Below are 21,441 nucleotides of genomic sequence, written 5' to 3'. Positions count from 1 at the left end.
CCTGTTTATGATTGCGATGCGGTTTCGGTAAAACGGGCCTGCAGCCGGGCCAGGCGCGCGGCGCCTGCGCTGTCGCCTTCGACCGGCAGCGGAGCGGCGACGGGCAGTTCGCGCCAGTGATGGCAGGCGACGCTGTGGCCCTGTGATGTTGTTTCCATTGCCGGCGCTGTCTGCTTGCACAGATCGGTGGCGAAGGGGCAGCGCGTGTGAAAGCGGCAGCCGCTCGGCGGATTGATCGGGCTCGGCACGTCGCCGGTCAGAATCATGCGCTGGCGCGCAGCCTTGGGCTGCGGCACCGGGATGGCCGAGAGCAGCGCGCGGGTATAGGGATGCTGCGGTCGCGTGAACAGCTCGGCCGTCGGCGCGATCTCGACGATATTGCCGAGATACATCACGGCGATGCGCTGCGAGATATGGCGCACCACGGCGAGGTCATGCGCGATAAACACCATGGCGATGCCAAGCCGCGCCTGCAGGTCCTTCAGCAGGTTCAGTACCTGGGCCTGCACCGAGACATCGAGCGCCGAGACGGCTTCGTCGCAGACGATCAGCCTGGGCTCGACCGCAAGCGCACGGGCGATGCCGACGCGCTGGCGCTGGCCGCCAGAGAATTCATGCGGATAACGGCGCGCGTGAGAGGCACGCAGCCCGACCAGGCCGAGCAGTTCCTCGACGCGGGCCTTGCGCTGGCCGGCCGGCACCATGCCATGCAGCATCAGCGGCTCGGCCAGGATATCGCCCACCGTCATGCGCGGATTGAGCGAGGCATAGGGGTCCTGGAAGACCAGCTGCATCTCGCGGCGCAGGTCCCGGAGCGCCGTGCCGGTCAGCTGCGTGATGTCGCGGCCCTCGAAGCGAATGGAGCCGGCAGTGGGATCGATCAGGCGGAGTAACAGCCGGCCGGTGGTCGACTTGCCGCAGCCGCTTTCGCCCACGAGACTCAGCGTCTCGCCGGCTTTCAGGTCGAAGCTGACATCGTCGACGGCATTGACGAAGCTGACAGGGCGGCCGAACCAGTTGGTGCGCGCGGTGAAATGCTTGGTCAGGTCGCGGACTTCCAGCAGGTTCGTCATAGCGGCGCCTTCCAGCAGGCCACCGCATGACCCGGCAGCACGTCGCGCAGGGCAGGCGGCGCCGCGCGGCATTGCGCTTCGGCAAACGGGCAGCGCGGGCTGAAGCTGCAGCCGGGCGGCGGATCGCTCGGATCCGGCACGCTGCCTTCGATGGAGGCGAGGCGGTCTTTGGTCTGGTCGAGGCGCGGGATCGAGCCGAGAAGCCCGATGGTGTAGGGATGCTGCGGCGCGTCAAACAATTGTTCCACCGAAGCCTGTTCGACGATCCGTCCGGCATACATCACCGCGACATGATCGGCCATCTCGGCAATCACGCCCATATCGTGGCTGATCAGCATGATGGCGGTGCCGAGATCGCGCTGCAGTTCACGAAGCAGGTCCAGTATCTGAGCTTGAACAGTGACATCCAGCGCCGTGGTCGGCTCGTCGGCAATCAGCAGTTCCGGGCCGCAGGCCAAAGCCATGGCGATCATGGCGCGCTGGCGCATGCCGCCCGAAAGCTGGTGCGGATAATCGTCGACGCGCTTCTCCGGTGCGGGAATCTTCACCTTGCGCAGCATGGCGATGGCCTGCTCGCGCGCCTGCGCTGCCGTCAGTCCCTTGTGACGGGTCAGGCCTTCCATGATCTGGTCGCCGATCGTGTAGGCCGGATTGAGCGAGGTCATCGGTTCCTGGAAGATCATCGCCAGGCGGCTACCGCGCAGGTCGCGCAGTTTGCCGGCCGGCAGATCGCGCAGGTCGCGGCCATCGAAACGGATGCTGCCGCCCGCGATACGCGCGCCGCGCGCCGGCAGGAGCCCCATCACAGTGAGCGAGGTGACCGACTTGCCGCAGCCGCTCTCGCCGACGATGCCGAGCGTCTTGCCGGCTTCGACCGCGAAGCTGATGCCATCGACCGCGCGGAACTCGCCGCCGCCCTCGGTGGCGAAATGCGTGCGCAGGTCGTCGACTTCCAGCAGGGCCATCAGCGCTGCTCCGCCTCTAAACGCGCCACTTCAGCTTCGACCAGCGCGCGGTCCCAGATGCCGCTCGGATTGTCGCGCGTGGCATAGAATTTCGTGAAAGCGGCCGGCCGTCCGCGCGACACGCCATAGAGCCGACGCAGTTCCATAAGAGGCTCGGCATGATCGTCGACGCGTAAAGAGAGCGCCGGATAATCCTGGTCGGTATGGATGATCAGTGCCGCCGACTGCTTGCCGCGCTTGTCGCCGCCTTCGGCCTGGCCGGCATCCAGCGCATCGAGGAAACGTTCGGCGAAGGGCTTTGTGCTGGCGGCGAAGCTGGCATAGGTGGCACTCACTACGCTTTCGCCGGCCAGCATGTTGCCGGCGACCGAGAAGCCGTCGCCCGTTTTATGCCCGCACCAGCCGATGCAGTCCTTGCCGGTATGCGCCGCCGTATTGCCATCACGGTCGACCACATGAAGCTGTCGTGCCTCGCGGCCGTCGTCAGACGCCACCAGCCAGCGCATGACTTCGGTGGCCGGCAGTTCATCGCGCAGCATGCGCAAGCCGCGCGGCCCCCAGGTCGGGTTGAGGAAGGCCTGCGTCGCCAGTGCGCCCACGCCGCTCATCGCATGCGGGCACATGGCGCCGACGGCGAAGAATTTTGTGGTAACGGCGACACCGAAGGTGCCGGTGGCAGGATCGCGGGCGACGATCGACCAGGTCATCCGCGGTTCACCGACCCACCGCGTAGCCCTGCATGCCGCGCGGATTGGCGCCGGCGGTCAGCAGCGTGCCTTCGGGCGTCTCGGTGGTGCCACAGGCGGTGAGCCGGCCTTCCGACCAGTCGCCGCCGACCTCGACCTTGTGGCCGCGCGCCTTCAGTGCCTCGATGGTCTCCTTCGGGAAACGGCCTTCAAGGCCGAGATGGCCGGGCTTGGCGGCGCGCGGATAGAAGGACGAGGGGAAATGCTCGCTGTGCCAGGCCGGGCTGTCGATGGCTTCCTGCAGGTTCATGCCATGATGCACCACTTTCAGGAACAACTGCGGCGACCACTGGTCCTGCTGGTCGCCACCCGGCGTGCCGAAGGCGAGCGCCGGCTTGCCGTCGCGCAGCGCCATCGACGGAGAGAGCGTCGTGCGCGGGCGCTTGCCGGGCTTGAGCGAATTCGGCAGGCCCTCTTCGAGCCAGAACATCTGCGCGCGGGTGCCGAGGCAAAAACCGAGCTCCGGGATCAGCGGCGAGGATTGCAGCCAGCCGCCTGACGGCGTGGCCGAAACCATGTTGCCCCATTTGTCGATCACGTCGATATGGCAGGTATCGCCGCTGGCCGCACCGCGCGCCGTCACCTTGCCGTCGCTGCCGGCCAGACGCCCCACCGTGGGTTCGCCGACACCGACACCGCCGGCCTCACCGGCCTTGATCGAGGTCAGTTTCGCCGCCTTGCCCATCGGATCGCCGGGGCGCAGTTCGAGCGAGGCCTTGTCGGTAATGAGTTTCGCACGCGCCGCGTTATAGGTATCCGACAGCAGGGCGGCCATTGGCACCTCGACATGGTCGGGATCGCCATACCAGGCTTCGCGGTCGGCGAAGGCCAGCTTCGACGCCTCGACCAGCGTGTGCACAAACTCAGGCCCGGCCGGGTCCATGGCCGAGAGATCGAAATGCTTCAGGATGGCGAGCTGCTGCAGGAAAGCCGGCCCCTGGCTCCACGGGCCAGCTTTCGCCACCGTCCAGTCCTGGTAGTCGTAGGTCAGCGGCGCTTCGATATGCGCCTGCCATTTCGCCATGTCGTTGCCCGACAGCACGCCGCGATGCCGCTTGCCCGAGGCATCCATGGCTTCCGTATTGGCGACATATTTGTCGATGGCCTCGGCGACAAAACCTTCGCGCCAGGCTTTGCGCGCGGCTTCGATGCGCTGCTCGCGGCTGCCCGCACCGGCGGCGACCAGCTTGCGATAGGTGGCAGCCAGCCCCGGCTGCCTGAACAGCGCATAGGGCTTCGGCAGCGCGCCGGTCTTATCGAGCCACAGTGCGGCAGACGTCTTCCATTCGTCCTGGAACAGCTTCTGCACGGTGGCAATCGTGTCGATCACGCGCGGCACTAGCGGCGCACCGATCTCGGCATAATGAATGGCGGGCGCCAGCGCATCGGCGATATCGATGGTGCCGTAGTCGCGCAGCATCAGCAGCCAGCCATCCACCGCGCCGGGCACGCAGGGGGCGAGAAGCCCGGAGCCGGGGATCAGGTCGAGGCCGAGCGACTTGAAATGCGCGATGCTGGCTTTCTCCGGCGCCGGACCCTGGCCGCACAGCACTTCGATCTTCTGCTTTTTCGCGCTCCACAGCAAAGCCGGCAGGTCGCCGCCGGCGCCATTCAGATGCGGCTCGACCATATGCAGCACGAAGGCGGCGGTGACGGCGGCGTCAAACGCATTGCCGCCGCGCTCCAGCACGCCCATCGCCGTGGACGAGGCGATCCAGTGCGTGGTGGCGACGACACCGAAATTGCCCTTGATCTCGGGACGGGTGGTGAAGGCGAAAGGAACTGTCATGGCACGATCCGGAACAGAAAAAGGAAGAGACAAGCGCTGTGCATTATTCCGCAGCCGTCGCCGGCATGGCGGCTGGCTGGGCGACCGAACCGCCCGGCGCGTGGTTCATCGCCTTCAGCAGGGCTTCCTGATGCGTGGCGATATGCGCGCGCATGATCTGCGCCGCCTGGTTGCCGTCGCGCGCGGCAATCGCTTCGGCAATCGCCAGATGCTGCTGCGCCGAGCGGGTCTTGCCATCGGGCGTGCGGGCACGGGCGCGCATGCTCTGCCACGAGGTGTCGTTGCGGATCTTGTCGATCACCTCGAACAGGTCGAGCAGCAGGCGGTTGCCGGCGGCTTCGGCCAGGCTGCGATGAAACGCGCTGTCCCAGCGTTCCAGTGTCGCCGGCTCGGTGTCGATGCTGGCGGTGGCGATGCGTTCGGCGAGGCGGCGGATCATCGCGATCTGGTCGGCGCTGGCGCGATGTGCCGCCAGCTGCGCCATGCTCGGCTCGATATGCAGGCGCACTTCCATGATCTCGTAGAAATTCGTGCGGCTGGCGAGACGGCTCAAGCTGGGCGCCGAGGCGGCCGGGGCGGGACCGATGAAGGTGCCCTTGCCCTGGCGGCGCCAGATCTTGCCCTCGGCTTCCAGTTCGGCCAGCGCCTGGCGGATCACGCGGCGACTCACGCCCATGCGGGCAGAGAGATCGCGCTCGGTCGGCAGCGGCGTTTCAGGATGCGGGGCGTGTTCGATCAGCAGTTTGCGCAGCACGCCCAGGGCTTCGGCAGCCGTGGAGACACGCGGGGGGGCAGGGGGCGACATATCGTTCATGGCGTCGAACCTAAACCCAATGGTTTAGCTACGACAATACGAATTCTTTGCTTTAATTGCCAAATAAACACGCATTTTGCTGCCTCTTCGGTCATTTTTGGTGCCCGAGCGACGGACCATTTCAGAAATTGGTTCGGGGAGGTTCGCGGCCTCCATGGCCCGGCTCCGCTGGGGGTGGGCTGCGGGCAGAGAATGCGCGGATGAGAAGCCCGGAGCGGCTATTGATTTGTGGAAGGGTTACCGCTACACAGCGCCTCGCATCGGGCAACCGATGCTGCTGCCGGGTCATTTGATTCGGCCAGCCACAGGCCGACCCCATCGTCTAGAGGCCTAGGACGTCACCCTTTCACGGTGAAGACACGGGTTCGACTCCCGTTGGGGTCGCCAGCTAACTTAGCTGGACGGGCCAAGCCTATTAAGGCATTGTAATCGCACCAAACCTGACTCGCTTAGAGCCTTTCCCAGGAAAGTTCAGGGCCTCCCGCCGCTGGAACTGCGGTGCTGGCAGGCACATTCCGCCGCGACCGCGCGATCCCTAAAATTACCGGTTTTGAAAAACAGGGGGCTGTTATGAACGAATACCGCAAGCTTTGGTTGGTATTGATCGCAGTCCTGGTCGTAACTTTCGCCATTCTGGGCATATCGGGCAGAGAGATCTATCGCGAGGTACCGCCGATCCCGGCTCAGGTGGTCACGGCGTCCGGCAACGTGCTGATGACCGGCGATGACATCCTGGCGGGGCAGGCGGCGTGGCAGAGTACGGGCGGCATGCAGCTCGGTTCGGTCTGGGGGCATGGGGCCTATCAGGCACCCGACTGGTCGGCCGACTGGCTGCACCGCGAACTGGTCGCCTGGCTTGGTCTCGCCGCACAGGAGAGCTATGGCAAGGCATTCGACGCTCTCGATATCGAGCAGAAGGCGTCGCTGACCTACCGGCTGAAAGAGGAATACCGGCGGAACAGCGCCGATCCGGTCACCGGCATCGTCACCGTATCGGACCGCCGCGCCCGCGCCATCGCACTGGTCGCCGATCATTACGTCCGGCTCTATGGCAGCGATCCCGCATTGCGCGCGATGCGCGACAATTATGCGATGAAGGAAGACACACTCCCAAGCGCCGAGAAGAGACAGAAGCTGACCGATTTCTTCTTCTGGACCGCCTGGGCAGCCTCGACCCAACGGCCGGGAACCACTGCGACCTATACGAATAACTGGCCTCCCGAACCGCTCATCGGCAACCAGCCGACGCCGGAGAATATCCTCTGGTCGCTCGCATGCGTCGTCATCCTGATCGCAGGGATCGGGACACTGATCTGGGGCTGGGCATTTCTGCGTCGCCACGACGACACGCCGCTGGTTGCGGCGGAACGCGATCCGCTGACCGTAACCGCGCTGACGCCGTCGCAACGCGGTCTCGGGAAATATCTGTTCGTCGTGCTGGCTCTGTTTATTTTCCAGGTCTTCCTCGGAGGCTTTACCGCGCATTACACAATCGAGGGGCAGGGCTTCTACGGCGTCGACGTGTCGCAGTGGTTTCCCTATGCACTCACCCGGACCTGGCATATTCAAAGCGCCGTGATGTGGATTGCGACGGCGTTTCTTGCTGCGGGGCTGTTCCTCGCGCCGGTCATTCATGGCGGCGACCCGAAATTTCAAAAGCTGGGGGTCGATATCCTCTTCTGGGCGCTGATCCTGGTCGTGGCCGGGTCGTTCATCGGCAATTACTTGGCCATCGCGCAGGTCATGCCGGATGGACTTCGCTTCTGGCTGGGCCATCAGGGATATGAGTATCTCGACCTTGGCCGCCTGTGGCAGATCGCGCTCTTCGGCGGGCTGCTCTTCTGGCTGGTGCTGATGCTTCGCTGCATGCTGCCCGCGCTGCGCAACGGAACGGGCGACAAAAATCTGCTCGCCTTGCTCACGGTCTCCACCATCGCGATCGGCCTCTTTTACGGCACCGGCCTTTTCTATGGCGAACGCACGCATATCACGATCATGGAATATTGGCGCTGGTGGGTCGTTCACCTGTGGGTCGAGGGTATTTTTGAAGTGTTCGCCACTGCGGCGATAGCCTTCGTTTTTGCGTCGATGGGGCTGGTGTCGAAGCGGGTGGCAACCGCGGCGAGCCTCGCTTCCGCGTCGCTATTCATGATCGGTGGCGTGCCGGGAACCTTCCACCACCTCTACTTCTCGGGAACGACGACCCCGGTCATGGCGGTCGGCGCGGCATTCAGCGCACTTGAGGTCGTGCCCCTCGTCGTCCTTGGCTACGAGGCGTGGGAACATTGGAGCCTGCGAAACCGGGCGCCATGGATGCGCGCGCTCCGCTGGCCATTGTTCTGCTTCGTCGCGGTCGCCTTCTGGAACATGCTCGGCGCCGGCGTTTTCGGCTTCATGATCAACACGCCGGTTGCGCTCTTCTATCTCCAGGGACTCAATACCACCGCGGTTCATGCTCATGCGGCGTTGTTCGGGGTCTATGGCTTCCTGGCTTTGGGCTTCGTGCTGCTGGTCATGCGCTACATCCGGCCCGAAATCATGCTCAACGAGCGGCTGATGCGGGTCGGCTTCTGGGGCCTCAATGCGGGGCTGGTGCTGATGATTTTCACCAGCCTGCTGCCGGTCGGAATGTTCCAGTTCGAGGCGAGTGTCACGACCGGAATGTGGTATGCGCGCAGCGACACATTCCTGCAGCAGGATTTCCTGGAAACCCTGCGCTGGGTTCGCACCTTCGGCGACGTGGTGTTCATCGTCGGCGCGATTGCTCTGGCGTGGCAGGTCGTTGTCCTCGGCCTGTGGCGCCGGGGCGCGCGCAGCGGCGTGACAGTCACCGCCTGAGCAGACGCGGGTCGCGACGTCCCGGCCGCAGCAGAGCCGGTATTTGTAGCGGTGTTCCGATCCGGAAACCGGGGAGGGAACCACCACGCTCATTTCGATGATCGTGGCGTACAGGCATGCCGGTACGGGGCTGTAGGTTGTACTCTCCCACCGGCCATCACACTTCGTCAGATTTTCGCAGCGTTTAGCGAAGATTTTGTCCGATTCGGTTTCAATTCTTAATCCATTCCAGATTGCCGTCCGGCGAGGCTCTGCCATATAATCCCTATAGAGATTACAGCCGATGCCTGCGTCGACCAAAATCGCCCAGCTTAACGACCTGCTTAACAAGGCGGAGCTGCATGGAGTGGCCATCATTCGCAAGATGGCTGAACCGGATCGCTTTGCCGCCAGCTTCGACAGCTTCCGCGGCTATATCGACGAGATCGACAAGTTCTATGTGCTGGTCGACCTGGTGGAAGACCAGCTGCCGCTGTTCGAAGCCGCACGGCGCGACAAGCTTGCCCATAATCTGGTGAACCTGCGCTGGCAGGTCTGCATCGTCGAAGTCAACGCCACGCGCATTTTCATCCTGCAGGTCGGCGAGAAGGGCCGCAGCATGCCGTTCGGCAGCCGCGATTTCCTGCAGCGCCGGCGCGACCGGCTGACCGACATCGCCGTGTTCCACGACCGCTTCGGCGAGCAGCACAGCCTGCCGAAACTGCAGACCGAACTGGTCGATACCGTGCGCCGCCTGCTGGATAACGTGATCGGCAAGAGCAGTTCGCTGCCCGATCTGCTGGCTGAGGCGATGCAGCAGAGCCGCGACGAACCGGCGGCCCCCACGACGATGCAGCCGCGCCTGCGTGCGCCGGGCGAGATCGCCAGTAGTATCTCTGGCGCCGTCACGCAGAAGCGCAGGCCGACCGAACTGAAGGTGAAAGTGGTCTACGGCCGCTATTACGCCGACGGCATGTCGGTACAGGCGGTGGCCGAGGCCTGTGCCGAATCGAAGATGACGATGGACGAACTGGCGCAGCAGCTTGGCCTCAACCGTACCCAGCTCGGCCTGATGCTCAATGGCGCCGACGCGATGAGCAAGCGGATCTACGAGGAACTGCGCGACTTCCTCCGCAAAGCCTGACTTGCCTGCGGGCCGCCGGGTTGCTATAATGTTCCGAGCGATAGGTCGCTGATTCTCAAGGAAAATTTGTGCTTCACGCCGTATAGGCCCGCTACAAGGCCAGACAGGCGCGGTAACAAGGCAAAACAAGCTCGTATAAGACAAAATAAGCCTGCTATAAGCTCAAATAAGCAGGTTCTCGACATGAAATAAACCCGGAAAAGTGCGGAAAAAGGCGAAAATGGCGGGGGTTTTCAGTTCAGCAGGGTTTCGTTGCCGCCGCGCCCCGGCGGAGGCGGCGCCATGATCCGCGTCACCGGCCGCATCAGCCTCGATCCGCGCGAAATCGAGATCAGTTTCATCCGCGCTTCGGGCCCGGGCGGCCAGCATGTGAACAAGGTGTCGAGTGCCGTGCAGCTGCGGTTCGACGTGCGGCAGTCGCAGGCCTACAGCGACGACGTGCGGGCCCGGCTGGAAAAGCTGGCCGGCAACCGGCTGACCCTGGATGGCGTGCTGGTGATGACCGCGCAGGAGCATCGCAGCCAGGAGCGCAACCGCGAGGATGCGATCGAGCGGCTGCTGACCCTGATCCGTGCCGCGGCCGTGGTGCCCAAGGTGCGCCGGGCGACGCGGCCGACGCTGGGGTCGAAGAAGCGCCGGCTGGAGTCGAAAACCAAGCGGTCGGGGGTCAAGAACATGCGCTCGCGCCCGGCCATGGACTGACGGGGAAAACCATGTCTGCCGCGCTGATGACACATTCACCGGGCAAGACGGGCAGCGCGTATCCCCTGACGAGTCTGTTCCGCCCGATGTCTTCCCGCATTTCCGCTGTCTCTTTCGCCGCGACGCTGCTGGCTGCGCCCTGCGTGTTCGCCGCCGATCCGCCGGATCTGGCCAAGCAGGCCGAGCCGCAGGTCGGCATTTTCAGCTTCGTGCTGGAGAACGATCTTTTCTACCACACCGACCGGCGCTACACGAGCGGCGCGCGCTTCAGCTACCTGACGCCGAAGAACGGCGAACCGGAATGGCTGCGCGATCTCGCCTATGAAGTGCCGATGCTGGCCTGGCACAGCGACATCCGCGTCGAATATGCCATCGGCCAGAATATGTACACCGCATCGAACAAGCTGCTGCGCGATCCGCCGGCCGACGACCGGCCCTATGCCGGCTGGCTCTATGGTTCGGTCGGCGTGGTGGCGCGCACGGGGCAGGTGCTCGACCAGTTCCTCGTCAGTGCCGGCGTGGTCGGCCCGGCCTCGCTGGCGCATGAGACGCAGGACTTCATCCACTCCATCGTCGATTCACCCGAGGCGCAGGGCTGGAGCAAGCAGCTGAAGAACGAGCCGACCCTGCAGCTGACCTATCAGCGCAGCTGGCAGTCGCCGGAATTCAAGCTGCCCGGCGGCTTCGGCCTCGATGCCACACCGCATGCCGGCGCCGCGCTCGGCAATGTCTACGACTACGCCAATATGGGCATGATGTTCCGCTTCGGGCAGAATCTGCCGATCGATTACGGCCCGCCGCGCGTGCAGCCCAGCCTGCCGGGCTCAGGCTATTTCGAGAAGGCGCCGGGCGGTTTCGGCTGGTATCTCTTCGCTGGCGTCGATGGCCGCGCTGTGGCGCATAACATCTTTCTCGACGGCAATACCTTCCGCGACAGCCGCAGCGTGAAGAAGGAAAACTTCGTCGGCGATGCACAGCTCGGTCTCGCCGTGGTGATTGATGGTGTGCGGCTGGCCTATACGCATGTGCTGCGCACGCGCGAATATGTCGGCCAGGATGCCAGCGACCAGTTTGGCGCCTTCAGCGTGTCATTCGCGTTCTAGCCCAGCGGGACCGTTCCGGCTCGCAGTCTTGTGACCCGATAGCGCTTGCCCGGGCCGGCGATTTACGGGAATTTTATGGCATGCGCCGCTTCGGTTTTTTCCGCCGCCTGCACCAGGTTGTCCTGGTGGCTGTCCTCACTCTCGGCCTGCTGCCGAATGTGCAGGCGCAAATGTCTGGCAATGACCTCGTTGATGCGGCGCTGATCGCCGAACCGCAGAGCATCCGCGCCGGGCAGCCCTTCTGGGTCGGTGTCCGCCTGCGCATGGCCGAACACTGGCATACCTACTGGCGCAATCCGGGTGATTCAGGCCTCGCCACCGAGATCAGCTGGGCGCTGCCCGAAGGCTTTACGGCTGGCCCGATCGTCTGGCCGGTGCCGGAGCGCATTCCGGTCGCGCATCTGGTCAATTATGGCTACGAGGGCGAGATCCTGCTGCTGACGCAGATCATGCCGCCGGCTGTGTTGCCGGCCGGCGAGATGCCGCTGCGCGCCGATGTGAACTGGCTGGTCTGCCAGAAGGAATGTATCCCCGGCGAGGCCACCGTCGATCTCGCGCTGCCCGGCGGGAGTGGCGAGGGCGATCCTGCTAACAAGGCTGCTTTCGACACTGCACGCCAGCAGGTCGCGCAGCCTTCGCCCTGGCCGGCAGACATGCAGATGGCCGACGCCAGTTTTGTGCTGACGGTGGCAGCGCCGGGACCGAATGGCGGTCGTATCAGGGAAGCCGTGTTCCTGCCGCATCAGGAAGCGATGATCGAGCATGCGGCGCCACAGCCACTGCAGATCACCGCCGAAGGTCTGACGTTACAGATGCCGCGCGGCAGCTTTGCCGCGGCCGGCCTGCCACAGCAGACTGGCGGGTTGCTGCTGATCAAGGAGGATATCGGCGGCCGGCTGCAGCAGCAGGCGTTTGAATACCCCCAGATCGCTTACGGCACGGCGCCGGTGGCGCAACCTGCCGATTGGGCCGCCGTGCTGCAGGCCGCATTGCTCGCGCTGGTGGGCGGCATGCTGCTCAACCTGATGCCCTGCGTCTTCCCGGTGCTGTCGATCAAGATTCTCGCGCTGGTTTCGCACAGCGGGCAGGGCCGGGCGCAGATGCGCCGCCATGGTCTGGCCTATACCTTCGGCATTCTCGTCAGCTTCGCCGCACTCGCCGGCCTGCTGCTGGTGTTGCGTGCGACGGGGGCGCAGATCGGCTGGGGTTTCCAGTTGCAGATGCCGCTGGTGATCGCGCTGCTCGCTTATCTGCTGTTCGCCATGGGACTCAGCCTCTCGGGCGTGTTCCATCTCGGCGGCAGCTTCGCCGGCATCGGCGACGCGCTGACCCGGCGCAGCGGGACTCAGGGCTCCTTCTTCACCGGTGTGCTGGCCGCTGTGGTCGCCACGCCCTGTACAGCGCCGTTCATGGCGACGGCAGTGGGATTTGCACTGACCCAGCCGGCTGCCATTGGCATTGCCATCTTCCTCGCGCTCGGCTTTGGTCTGGCATTGCCGTTCCTCGTGCTGACATGCGTGCCGCAACTGGCGGATCGCCTGCCGCGGCCGGGCCTGTGGATGGAACGTGTGAAGCAGGCGCTGGCATTCCCGCTCTATGCCACGGTGGCCTGGCTGATCTGGGTGCTGAGCCAGCAGGTCGGGCAGCAGGGGTTGCTGGCCGCGATGCTGGGTCTCGTACTGGTGGCGGCGGCCGCCTGGAGCTTTGGCTTGCGCGGCCGTGTGGCCATGGCCAGCGCCGTTGTGCTGCTGGTTGCCGCGGCCGGGGCGCTATACGGAACCGCGCGCGATCCGGCCGCGCCGGCCGTCGCAGTCGCACAGCCGGGCGGCGGGAGCGCCGAAAGCTTCAGCCGCCAGAAGCTGGATACGCTGGTGGCGCAGCAGAAACCGGTCTTCGTCAACATGACGGCGGCCTGGTGCATCACCTGCATGGTCAACGAGCGCACGGCTTTGTCGAGCGATGCCGTGCGGGCTGCCTTCCGCGCGCGCAGCATCACCTACATGAAGGGCGACTGGACCAACCAGGATCCCGAGATCACCCGCCTGCTGGAGCAGAACGGCCGCAGCGGCGTGCCGCTCTATCTCTATTACGCCGGCGGTCGCAGCATCGTGTTGCCGCAGATTCTCACCCCGGCCATCGTTCTGGAACATCTCGCCCAACTCGACCGGCCGCAGAATAGTGCGTCGCTTCCCAACCCCACCATCAACACGCAACGATAGGAGTAGCCGTCATGATCTCTCGTCGTATCCTGTTATCCGCCGCCGCCATCGGCACCATTGGCCTGCTGACCGCACCGCAACTCGTGAGTGCCAATTCCGGCGTCCAGATCGGCCAGGCCGCGCCGGCCTTCACCGCCAAGGACACCAACGGCAAGACCGTCTCGCTCGCCGACCTCAAGGGCAAGACCGTGGTGCTGGAATGGTCGAATCACGACTGCCCCTTCGTGAAGAAGCACTACACCGGCAACAACATGCAGGCGCTGCAGAAAAAGTGGACCGGGCAGAATGTCGTCTGGCTTACCATCGTCTCCTCGCCGGTGGGTGAGCAGGGCCATGTCGATGCCGCGCAGGCCAACAAGCTGACCACCGATCGCGGTGCTGCACCCTCGGCCGTGCTGCTCGATCCGAAGAGCCAGATCGCGCGTGCCTATGGTGCCACCGTGACGCCGCATATGTATGTGATCGACAAGACCGGCAAGCTGGCCTATGCCGGCGGCATCGACGACAAGCCGTCGACCCGTGTCGATGACCTGAAAGGCGCAAGGAACTTCGTCGACAGCGCGCTGACTGAACTGGCGCAAGGCAAGGCCGTCAGCACCACCACGGCGCGGCCCTATGGCTGCACGGTGAAATACGCGCCGCCCTCGGCCTGATTCTGAAATATCTCTGAGATGGAAACGCCCGGGCTCCGCCCCGGGCGTTTTTTTATTCCGCCGCCTGCGGGATTGCCGGGCGCAGGCTGGCTTCGAAATCGGCCAGCATATTGCCGAGCGACTGGCCTTCCGGATCGGCCAGCGCCGCGGTACGCGCCTGTACCAGCGCATTCACAGCTACGGTGGGCGCGAGGCGTTGTTCCAGTGCCGGCAGGATCACGTGGTCGCGGATGCGGTCGAAATTGCCGGCGCCGCGTTTGAAGGTATCGCCGTACCCCTTGATCAGCCGGGCGCAGTCGACGATCTCGCGTGCCAGGTTGAGATCCAGTGCAGCAGCACGGCGGATCAGGTCAAGCCAGTCCTCGATGCGGGCCTGTTCCTCGGCATAGCGTGCACTGCGCGGCCGCCAGAAACGCAGGCCGGCCAGCATCCGCAGCTTCAGATAGCCGCCGATGCGGTTGGACTGCACGGTCATGGCCAGATGCAGCTTATCGGTCCAGCCCTTGCGCTTGCTGAACCCGATCACGCGGCGCGCCAGCGAAGGCGGCAGCAGCGAGGCAATCTCTTCCACGCCGGGCTTCAGGAACTCGGCCACGGTATAGGGCTGGCCGGGCTTCACGCGCTGTTCGCGCTCGATGGCGGCAAACCGCTCGGGCTTCAGCTTGAGCTGCGCGACGCGAATCACATCCTCGAAACTCATCCGCAGCGCCAGATGCCGCGCGGTCTCGTTGGCCAGCATCTCGTCGCCCAGCTTGGCGATCATATCCAGCCGATCGAGATAGAGCCGGGCATACGTCACGCCCTGATAGTCGACCAGGCGCTTGATGCCTTCGGCAGCAAACTTCTGCACAGCAAGAGGCAGCCGGGCGATGCGGTCGGCCAGTGCCGGCACGGCGGCGGCCGGCGGCAGCGACGACAGCACGGCGGCACGCGCTTCGATCTCGTCCTGGCCATGGCTCAGACCGAAGCGGAAACCGGCAAGGTTGCTCTCCACCGCCTTGCCTTCAATGCGGATGCCGTCCTCGAAGGCGGAGGCGGGCAGCGGCAGCACACCGGAGCCGGACAATGCGCCAAGCAGCACGGCATTCAGGATACTGCCGGAGTCTTTGGCAGCCTGGTCCATGTCGAACAGGATGGTGCGGCGGGCATGGTCTTTCGCGGCGCGAAACAGCTTGCCGGTATCATAGCGGCCATCGCCCATGGCGCTCTTCTCGGCGACCGCAAAGATACGATGCGTGGAAGCGATCAACAGCGTACGGTCGGGCGAGACGAAACCGTTGGCAATCGCGCGGCCGGCTTCGACGAATTCGCTGGCGATCATCACATCGACCTGGCCCGGCATCGGGTTCAGGCACATCACCGGGCGCTGCGTCGTCTTTTCGGGCCAGATCTCGATGTAATAGGTGGTGGCGCCGGTGCGTTGCGCCACGCCGGGGATCGATGTGCTCTGCACCGGATAGCCGGCGCGTTCGGCGGCATCGACGATCCAGCCGGTCAGCACGCCGCCGCCTTCACCGCCCATGGCGGCGATCAGGATGCAGAGGGGGCGAGTGGCGGTCATCGTTATTCCCCCGCCGCCGGCATCGGCGCAGGTGCAGCCTTGTTGCCACCGAGCCAGCCGATCACCGCGCGGTGCAGGCGATCACTGAAACGGTCCCACCAGCCAGGGTTATGCACGATCTCGGTCTTGTAGAAGGAGGGACACAGTACGGCGGCATGCGCCACCTCGCCGCAATGGCCGCAACCGACGCAGCCGCTGTTCACGCTCGCCACCGGGTCGGTGCGCAGCGGATCCGGGTTAGGCTTGATGGTCAGCGACGGGCAGCCCGAAAGGCGGATGCAGGAATGGTCGCCGGTGCAGACGGCATCATCGATGCCAAAGCGCGTACGCAGCACACGTTCGCCGGCTTTCAGCGCCTTGGCTTCTTCCGTGCGCAACCGGCGCTGGCGCGCCAGCATGCATTCGCCTTCGGCCAGGATGATCTTGAGCCCTTTGGTTGTGGTGGTCAGTGCGTCACGCAAAGCCTCGCGCATGGTCCCGAGGCTGTAGGTGCGGATGCGCTTCACCCATTTGACGCCAAGCGCCTTCACGGTGGTTTCGATATCCGCGCCGCTGTCCAGCCCGTCGACGCGGTTGCCGGCTGAAGAGGGGATATACTGCACGCCGGTCGCCGAAGTGTAGCCGTTCTTCATGATGACTAGTACGCCATCGCCGCGGTTGAACATGGAGGACGCCACGCCCGACAGCACGCCGTTATGCCAGAATCCGCCATCGCCCATGATGGATAGTGAGCGCGTGTTCATGAGAGGCCCGACGCCAGCCGCCGAGGCCAGTGACATGCCGTAGCCGAGAATGGAATGGCCGAGCGAAAACGGCGCGAAGGTGGCCAGCGCGTGACAGCCGATATCGGCGGCGACATGGACCTTACCGATCTCGCGCTCAACCAGCTTGATCGCGGTGAAAACCGGCCGCTCGGGGCAGCCAGTGCAGAAGGTCGGCGGGCGCGGTGGCAGATCGGTGCCAATCACGGCCTGCGCGGTCTTGCGATTATCCAATGCTGAACTGAACGCTGTATCAGCAGCCGAAACATTGATCTGCGGTTGCTCGGCCTTGACGAATTCGAGCAGGCCGCGGGTCAGTGCCTCGATGGAGTATTCGCCGGCGGCAGGCAGCATGCCCTTGCCATGCACGCGGGTATTCACGTCGGCGCGGCGTAAAGCGGTATGCAAAGCCTGCTCGATATATTCGGGTGAGCCTTCCTCCACCATCAACACGGCGCGCTTGCCGGCACAGAACTGCACCAGTTGCTCCGGCACCAGCGGATAGGTCACGTTGAGCACCAGTGTCGGTACGCGGCTGTTGCCGAAGGCATCGGCCAGATCGAGATTCATCAGCGCGCGGTTCAGGGCATTGTACAAGCCGCCCTGAACAACGATGCCGATCTCCGACAGGTCGCCCGGCATGGTTTCGTTCAGGCCGCGTTCGAGAATGAATTTGCGCGCTGCCGGCAGGCGCTGCTCCAGCTTGAGCTTTTCCTGCATGAAGGTGGCAGGCGGATGGGCGAGGCGGTCGTAATTGAATGCGGAAGGCCCGGGCAGTCGGCTGTTGCGCGAGACTTTCGCCGGCTTGTTGTTCTTGGCCGGGAATTCGCCAGTGACATGGCAGGCGCGGATGCGCAGTTCCAGCATGACCGGCGTGTTGGTGGCTTCGGACAGTTCGAAGCCTTCCTCGACGCAGCGCGTGATGGTCGGCAGGTCAGGGCGCGGATCGAGCAGCCAGATGGATGACTTCATCGCATAGGCGTGGCTGCGTTCCTGGATCACGCTGGCGCCTTCGCCGTAATCCTCGCCGACCACGATCAGTGCGCCGCCGGTCACGCCAGGCGAAGCGAGATTGCTGAGCGCATCAGATGCCACATTGGTACCGACGATGGCTTTCCAGGTGACGCAGCCGCGTGCGGGATAATGGATCGAGGCGCCGAGCAGCGCGGCAGCCGAGGCTTCGTTGGTGCAGGTTTCAAGATGGATGCCGAGATCGTCCAGCATGTCCTGCGCCTGCACCAGCACATCGACCAGATGCGACACGGGCGCGCCCTGATAGCCGCCGACGTAAGACACGCCGGATTGCAGGATGGCCTTCGTGACAGCCAATATGCCTTCGCCGCGGAAGATGTCGCCATCACCCAGACGCAGCGATTCAATCTCTTTGGCGAAAGAGCGTTCCATCGAATCCTCCCACAGCCGCGGAATCTTGCACCGCACCCTCGCAGGGTCAAGAAATTAGTTTGGTATCCAACAAAACAATCTGGACAGGCCCGGTCAGGCCGCGCTAGGCTGCCGCCGCAAAAACAAAAAAGGGCTGTCAGGTTTCGCTGACGGCTCGCCAGCGGAGGAAACACATGACAAGCATACGCTACAGTTACGTCTGCGCTGCCGTCCTTGGACTCGGTGTCGCACTCGGCCTTGCCGCTGCGCAGCCGGCGATCGCTCAGGACAAAACTGTCACACTGCGGCTGGGGCACTGGCTGCCGCCGGCCCATCCGTTGCATCCGGCCTGGCAGGAATGGGGCAAGTCGCTGGAGACGGCGACCAACGGCACCGTGAAAGTGCAGATCTTCCCGGCCCAGCAACTCGGTGCCGCGAAGGATCATTACGATATGGCGCGCGACGGCGTTGCCGATCTCACCTACGTCAATCCTGGCTATACACCGGGACGGTTTCCGGTGATCGCCGGCGCCGAATTGCCGTTCCTGTTCTCGAACGGCAAGAGCGGCTCGGCGGCAATCGACACCTGGTACAAGAAGTATGCGGCCAAGGAGATGGCGGATGTGAAGGTCTGCATGGCCTTCGTGCATGAACCCGGAAGCTTCCATTCGAGGAAGAAGATTGCCAATCCTGCCGATGTGAAGGACATGAAGATCCGTCCCGGCAATGCATCGGTCGCCCGGCTGGTGACGCTGGCCGGCGGCACAAATGTGCAGGTTTCCGCACCTGAGGCACGCGATGCTCTGGAACGTGGCGTGGCCGATGCCATCACCTTCCCGTGGGGCAGCCTGTTCCTCTTCGGCGTCGACAAGGTGGTCAAGTACCACATGGAGGCACCGCTTTACATTTCCAACTTCGTGCTGGCGATGAACAAGGGCTCCTACGACAAGCTGTCGGCCAATCAGAAAAAGGCGATGGACGCGCATTGCACGGCGGAATGGTCGCAGAAGATCAATACTCCCTGGTCCGATTTCGAGCATGCCGGCGTTGCCAAGATGCTGGCATTGCCGGGGCATGAAGGCGTGAAGCCGAGCGCCAGCGACCTTGCCGCCTGGCGCAAGCTGTCGGATGAAATGACCAAGGCCTGGTATGCGGACGTCCAGAAGGTTGGCGTCAATGGCGAACAGGCGCTGAATGAACTGAAGGCGGAGCTGAAGAAGCGCAACGCCGCCTTCTGATCGCGTAAACTCTGTGTAAAAGGGCGGCTGTGGCCTGACGGATGGCCGCAGCCGCCCGATTTATTCTGGCCGGATCTATTCTAGACTGGCCTGATTCGAGTACCGGCAGGGGGGACTGCCCATGAAGATGTTCATCGACAAGGTTGAACTGGTGGCGGGGCTGCTGCTTGGCGCCATCGCCGTTCTGACCTTCGTGGCCGTGATGCTGCGCTGGCTGTTCAATTACGGTCTGCCGGATACCTTCGATTTCTCGCGCCTGCTGCTCGGCACCGCGATGTTCTGGGGTATCGCGCTGGCCGGCTTTCATAACCGTCATATCCAGGTCGATGGATTCTGGGAAATGGCGCCGCCATGGGGCCGGCGCATGATCGACATTTTTGCCACCAGCGTGACGCTGGCGTTCATGGCGCTGTTCGCCTGGATGCTGGAAAGCAAGGTGACCAGCGTCTTTGCCAGTAACGAGCAGACCTTCGACCTGCGCCTGCCGGTCTGGCCTTTTCATGCACTGGCGGCACTGGGCATTGCGCTGGCCAGCGTGCTGCTGCTGCTGCGTTTGGTCCGCCTGATCACCCGACGGGAAGGGGTCTGACGATGGATCAGGATTTTGTCACCGTCGCCGGTTTTGTCACCCTCTTCGTGCTGATGGTCCTGCGCGTGCCGGTCGGCATTGCCATGGGTATCGTTGGCGTCGGTGGTTTCGGGATTCTCGCCGCCACCAAGCCGGCGCTTAACCTGCTGGCGCAATCGCCGATCCGCGTCGCGACCGACTACGATCTTGCCGTGATTCCGATGTTCATTCTGATGGGCAGCTTCGCCACGGCTGCCGGCATGAGTCGCGAACTGTTTCGCGCCGCCGAGGCCTGGCTTGGCCATCGTCGCGGCGGTCTTGCCATGGCCACCGTGATGGCCTGCGCCGGCTTTGCCGCGATCAATGGCTCTTCGGTGGCGACGGCAGCGACCATGACCAAGGTGGCATTGCCCGAGATGCGGCGCTTTGGCTATCACCCAGGCTTTTCCACCGGCGTGATCGCCGCCGGCGGCACACTCGGCATCATGATTCCGCCGTCAGTCGTGTTTGCGCTTTATGGCATCCTGACCGAACAGGATATCGGCAAGCTGTTCATATCCGGCGTGCTGCCGGGTCTGCTGGCTGTCATGCTGTATCTTGTCACCATCCAGATCGTCGGCTGGTGGAAACCGGATATGGTGCCGCGCGGGCCGAAGACGAGCTGGGCGGAGAAGTTCACTTCGCTGCGAGATATCTGGGCCACCGTACTGCTGTTCGCCGGTATCGTCGGTGGGCTGTACGGCGGCGTCTTCACCGCCACGGAGGCCGCCGGCTGCGGCGCCTGCGGCGCGCTGATCATCGGCATCCTGCGTGGCCGGCTCGGCTGGACCGAGATCAAGGACAGCCTGGTCGATGCTGTGCGCACCGGCGGTTCGATCTTCACCATTGTGGTCGGCGCCTTCCTGTTCGGCTATTTCCTGGTGATCACCCAGACGCCGCAGAGGGTGAGCGATTTCCTCACCGGACTGCCGGTCGGACCCTACGGCGTACTGACGCTGATCCTGATCATGTACCTGATCCTCGGTGCGCTGATGGATGAACTGGCGATCATCCTGGTCACCGTTCCGATCATCTTTCCGGTGATGATGCAGCTCGGTTTCGATCCGATCTGGTTCGGCGTGATCATCGTCATGGTCACCACACTGGGCATGGTGATGCCGCCGGTCGGCATCAATGTCTTCGTCATCAACTCGATCGCCCGCGACATCAGCCTGTGGCAGATCTACAAGGGCGTGATGCCCTTCATCGTCGTCGACCTGATCCGGCTGACACTGCTGGTCGTCTTCCCGATCATCGCGCTCTGGCTGCCGGGACATATGAACTGACATGCCGATGAAGAAGGCACAGGTTGCGGAACCCCCGCGCAAGGAGGCGAAGATCCGCAAGCTCGATCGCGGACCGCTGCCGGATCTGTATGGCTACAACCTGCGCATTGCCCAGGTCGCCGTCTTCGGCAATTTTATCAAGGTGGTGGGCAGCGGTCTGGCCGGCCGCATGGGGGGACTGACGCCGGGCCGCTTCAGCCTGCTGGTGCTGCTGCGCGCCAATCCGGGCATCAACCAGACCGATCTCAGCCGCGGGGTGGGGGTGGACAAGTCGACCCTGACGCCGGCGCTCGACCAGCTGGAGAAAAAAGGCCTGATCCTGCGTCAGCGCACAGCCGCCGACCGACGGACCTATTCGTTGTCGCTCAGCCCGGCCGGCGAGCAGCTGCTGAGCGAGTTGATGAACAAGGTCGAGCAGCACGAGAGGAATATCATTGCCGGGCTGACACCGTCCGAGCGGGTTACGCTCACCCGGCTGCTGAAGAAAATGGCGCGCAGCCTGGGTAGCGAAGCGCTCGGCTGATCGCGCCGGCCGTGGGATATTCTACCGGAGGGTCGGTGGATTTAACGGTCGGGACGG

Annotated in this window: 17 protein-coding genes and 1 tRNA gene; 11 read left to right on the top strand and 7 right to left on the bottom strand. The window is 64.0% G+C overall.

The window, feature by feature from the left end:
- Nucleotides 1-5: 5 nt before the first annotated feature.
- The 5 genes from CTR53_RS01345 to CTR53_RS01325 are packed head-to-tail and all read right to left on the bottom strand — an operon-like array spanning nt 6 to nt 5,387.
- Complete coding sequence (locus CTR53_RS01345) at nt 6-1,073, bottom strand: ABC transporter ATP-binding protein (RefSeq protein WP_290808700.1); 1,068 nt, start codon at nt 1,071-1,073, stop codon at nt 6-8.
- The gene (locus CTR53_RS01340) at nt 1,070-2,038 is read right to left on the bottom strand and encodes an ABC transporter ATP-binding protein (RefSeq protein WP_290808697.1); all 969 of its coding nucleotides are present in this window, start codon (nt 2,036-2,038) and stop codon (nt 1,070-1,072) included. The genes CTR53_RS01345 and CTR53_RS01340 overlap by 4 nt, the downstream gene beginning before the upstream one ends.
- A complete protein-coding gene (locus tag CTR53_RS01335; protein WP_290808694.1) occupies nt 2,038-2,745 on the bottom strand; it encodes a DUF1028 domain-containing protein in 708 nt (235 codons plus the stop codon). The genes CTR53_RS01340 and CTR53_RS01335 overlap by 1 nt, the downstream gene beginning before the upstream one ends.
- A gap of 7 nt (nt 2,746-2,752) precedes the next feature.
- Nucleotides 2,753-4,573 carry a gamma-glutamyltransferase family protein gene (locus CTR53_RS01330; protein ID WP_290808692.1) on the bottom strand — a complete coding sequence of 607 codons (1,821 nt, stop codon included), beginning with the start codon at nt 4,571-4,573 and terminating at the stop codon, nt 2,753-2,755.
- 43 nt (nt 4,574-4,616) lie between these two features.
- On the bottom strand, nt 4,617-5,387 hold the full coding sequence (locus CTR53_RS01325; protein WP_290808688.1) for a FadR/GntR family transcriptional regulator: 771 nt from the start codon (nt 5,385-5,387) through the stop codon (nt 4,617-4,619).
- A 311-nt stretch (nt 5,388-5,698) separates the two neighbouring features.
- Between CTR53_RS01325 and CTR53_RS01320 the strand changes: the two genes are divergently transcribed.
- From CTR53_RS01320 to CTR53_RS01290, 7 genes are all read left to right on the top strand, one after another.
- Nucleotides 5,699-5,774 (top strand) — tRNA-Glu (locus tag CTR53_RS01320).
- A 111-nt stretch (nt 5,775-5,885) separates the two neighbouring features.
- Nucleotides 5,886-8,225 carry a nitric-oxide reductase large subunit gene (locus CTR53_RS01315; protein WP_290808685.1) on the top strand — a complete coding sequence of 780 codons (2,340 nt, stop codon included), beginning with the start codon at nt 5,886-5,888 and terminating at the stop codon, nt 8,223-8,225.
- A 283-nt stretch (nt 8,226-8,508) separates the two neighbouring features.
- Nucleotides 8,509-9,348 (top strand): hypothetical protein, encoded by an 840-nt coding sequence (locus tag CTR53_RS01310; protein WP_290808682.1) that lies wholly within the window; start codon nt 8,509-8,511, stop codon nt 9,346-9,348.
- A gap of 282 nt (nt 9,349-9,630) precedes the next feature.
- On the top strand, nt 9,631-10,050 hold the full coding sequence (arfB, locus tag CTR53_RS01305; protein ID WP_290808679.1) for an alternative ribosome rescue aminoacyl-tRNA hydrolase ArfB: 420 nt from the start codon (nt 9,631-9,633) through the stop codon (nt 10,048-10,050).
- Nucleotides 10,051-10,061: 11 nt separating this feature from the next.
- Nucleotides 10,062-11,153, top strand: a complete 1,092-nt coding sequence (locus CTR53_RS01300; protein WP_290808675.1) for a lipid A deacylase LpxR family protein — start codon at nt 10,062-10,064, stop codon at nt 11,151-11,153.
- 80 nt (nt 11,154-11,233) lie between these two features.
- A complete protein-coding gene (locus CTR53_RS01295) occupies nt 11,234-13,372 on the top strand; it encodes a protein-disulfide reductase DsbD (RefSeq protein ID WP_290808672.1) in 2,139 nt (712 codons plus the stop codon).
- Between the two features lie 11 nt (nt 13,373-13,383).
- Nucleotides 13,384-14,025: a thioredoxin family protein gene (locus tag CTR53_RS01290; RefSeq protein WP_290808669.1), complete on the top strand. Its 642-nt coding sequence runs from the start codon at nt 13,384-13,386 to the stop codon at nt 14,023-14,025.
- Nucleotides 14,026-14,077: 52 nt separating this feature from the next.
- On the opposite strand, the gene CTR53_RS01285 is transcribed toward CTR53_RS01290, so the two are convergent.
- Both CTR53_RS01285 and CTR53_RS01280 read right to left on the bottom strand, forming a co-directional pair.
- Entirely contained in the window at nt 14,078-15,586 is a 1,509-nt protein-coding gene (locus CTR53_RS01285) for an indolepyruvate oxidoreductase subunit beta family protein (RefSeq protein ID WP_290808666.1), read from the bottom strand.
- Between the two features lie 2 nt (nt 15,587-15,588).
- Nucleotides 15,589-17,751: an indolepyruvate ferredoxin oxidoreductase subunit alpha gene (locus CTR53_RS01280; RefSeq protein WP_290808663.1), complete on the bottom strand. Its 2,163-nt coding sequence runs from the start codon at nt 17,749-17,751 to the stop codon at nt 15,589-15,591.
- Nucleotides 17,752-17,924: 173 nt separating this feature from the next.
- On the opposite strand from CTR53_RS01280, the gene CTR53_RS01275 reads away from it, so the two are divergent.
- From CTR53_RS01275 to CTR53_RS01260, 4 genes are all read left to right on the top strand, one after another.
- Nucleotides 17,925-18,968 (top strand): TRAP transporter substrate-binding protein, encoded by a 1,044-nt coding sequence (locus tag CTR53_RS01275; protein WP_290808660.1) that lies wholly within the window; start codon nt 17,925-17,927, stop codon nt 18,966-18,968.
- 121 nt (nt 18,969-19,089) lie between these two features.
- Entirely contained in the window at nt 19,090-19,557 is a 468-nt protein-coding gene (locus CTR53_RS01270) for a TRAP transporter small permease (protein ID WP_290808657.1), read from the top strand.
- A gap of 2 nt (nt 19,558-19,559) precedes the next feature.
- Nucleotides 19,560-20,861, top strand: coding sequence for a TRAP transporter large permease (locus tag CTR53_RS01265; RefSeq protein WP_290808654.1), 1,302 nt, complete (start codon nt 19,560-19,562; stop codon nt 20,859-20,861).
- A 1-nt stretch (nt 20,862) separates the two neighbouring features.
- A complete protein-coding gene (locus CTR53_RS01260) occupies nt 20,863-21,384 on the top strand; it encodes a MarR family winged helix-turn-helix transcriptional regulator (protein ID WP_290808651.1) in 522 nt (173 codons plus the stop codon).
- Nucleotides 21,385-21,441: the final 57 nt, after the last annotated feature.

Source organism: Ferrovibrio sp., from assembly GCF_002796975.1.
Taxonomy (GTDB): domain Bacteria; phylum Pseudomonadota; class Alphaproteobacteria; order Ferrovibrionales; family Ferrovibrionaceae; genus Ferrovibrio.
Note: the sequence above shows the minus strand (reverse complement) of the source record. Positions and strands in the feature narration are given on the sequence as shown.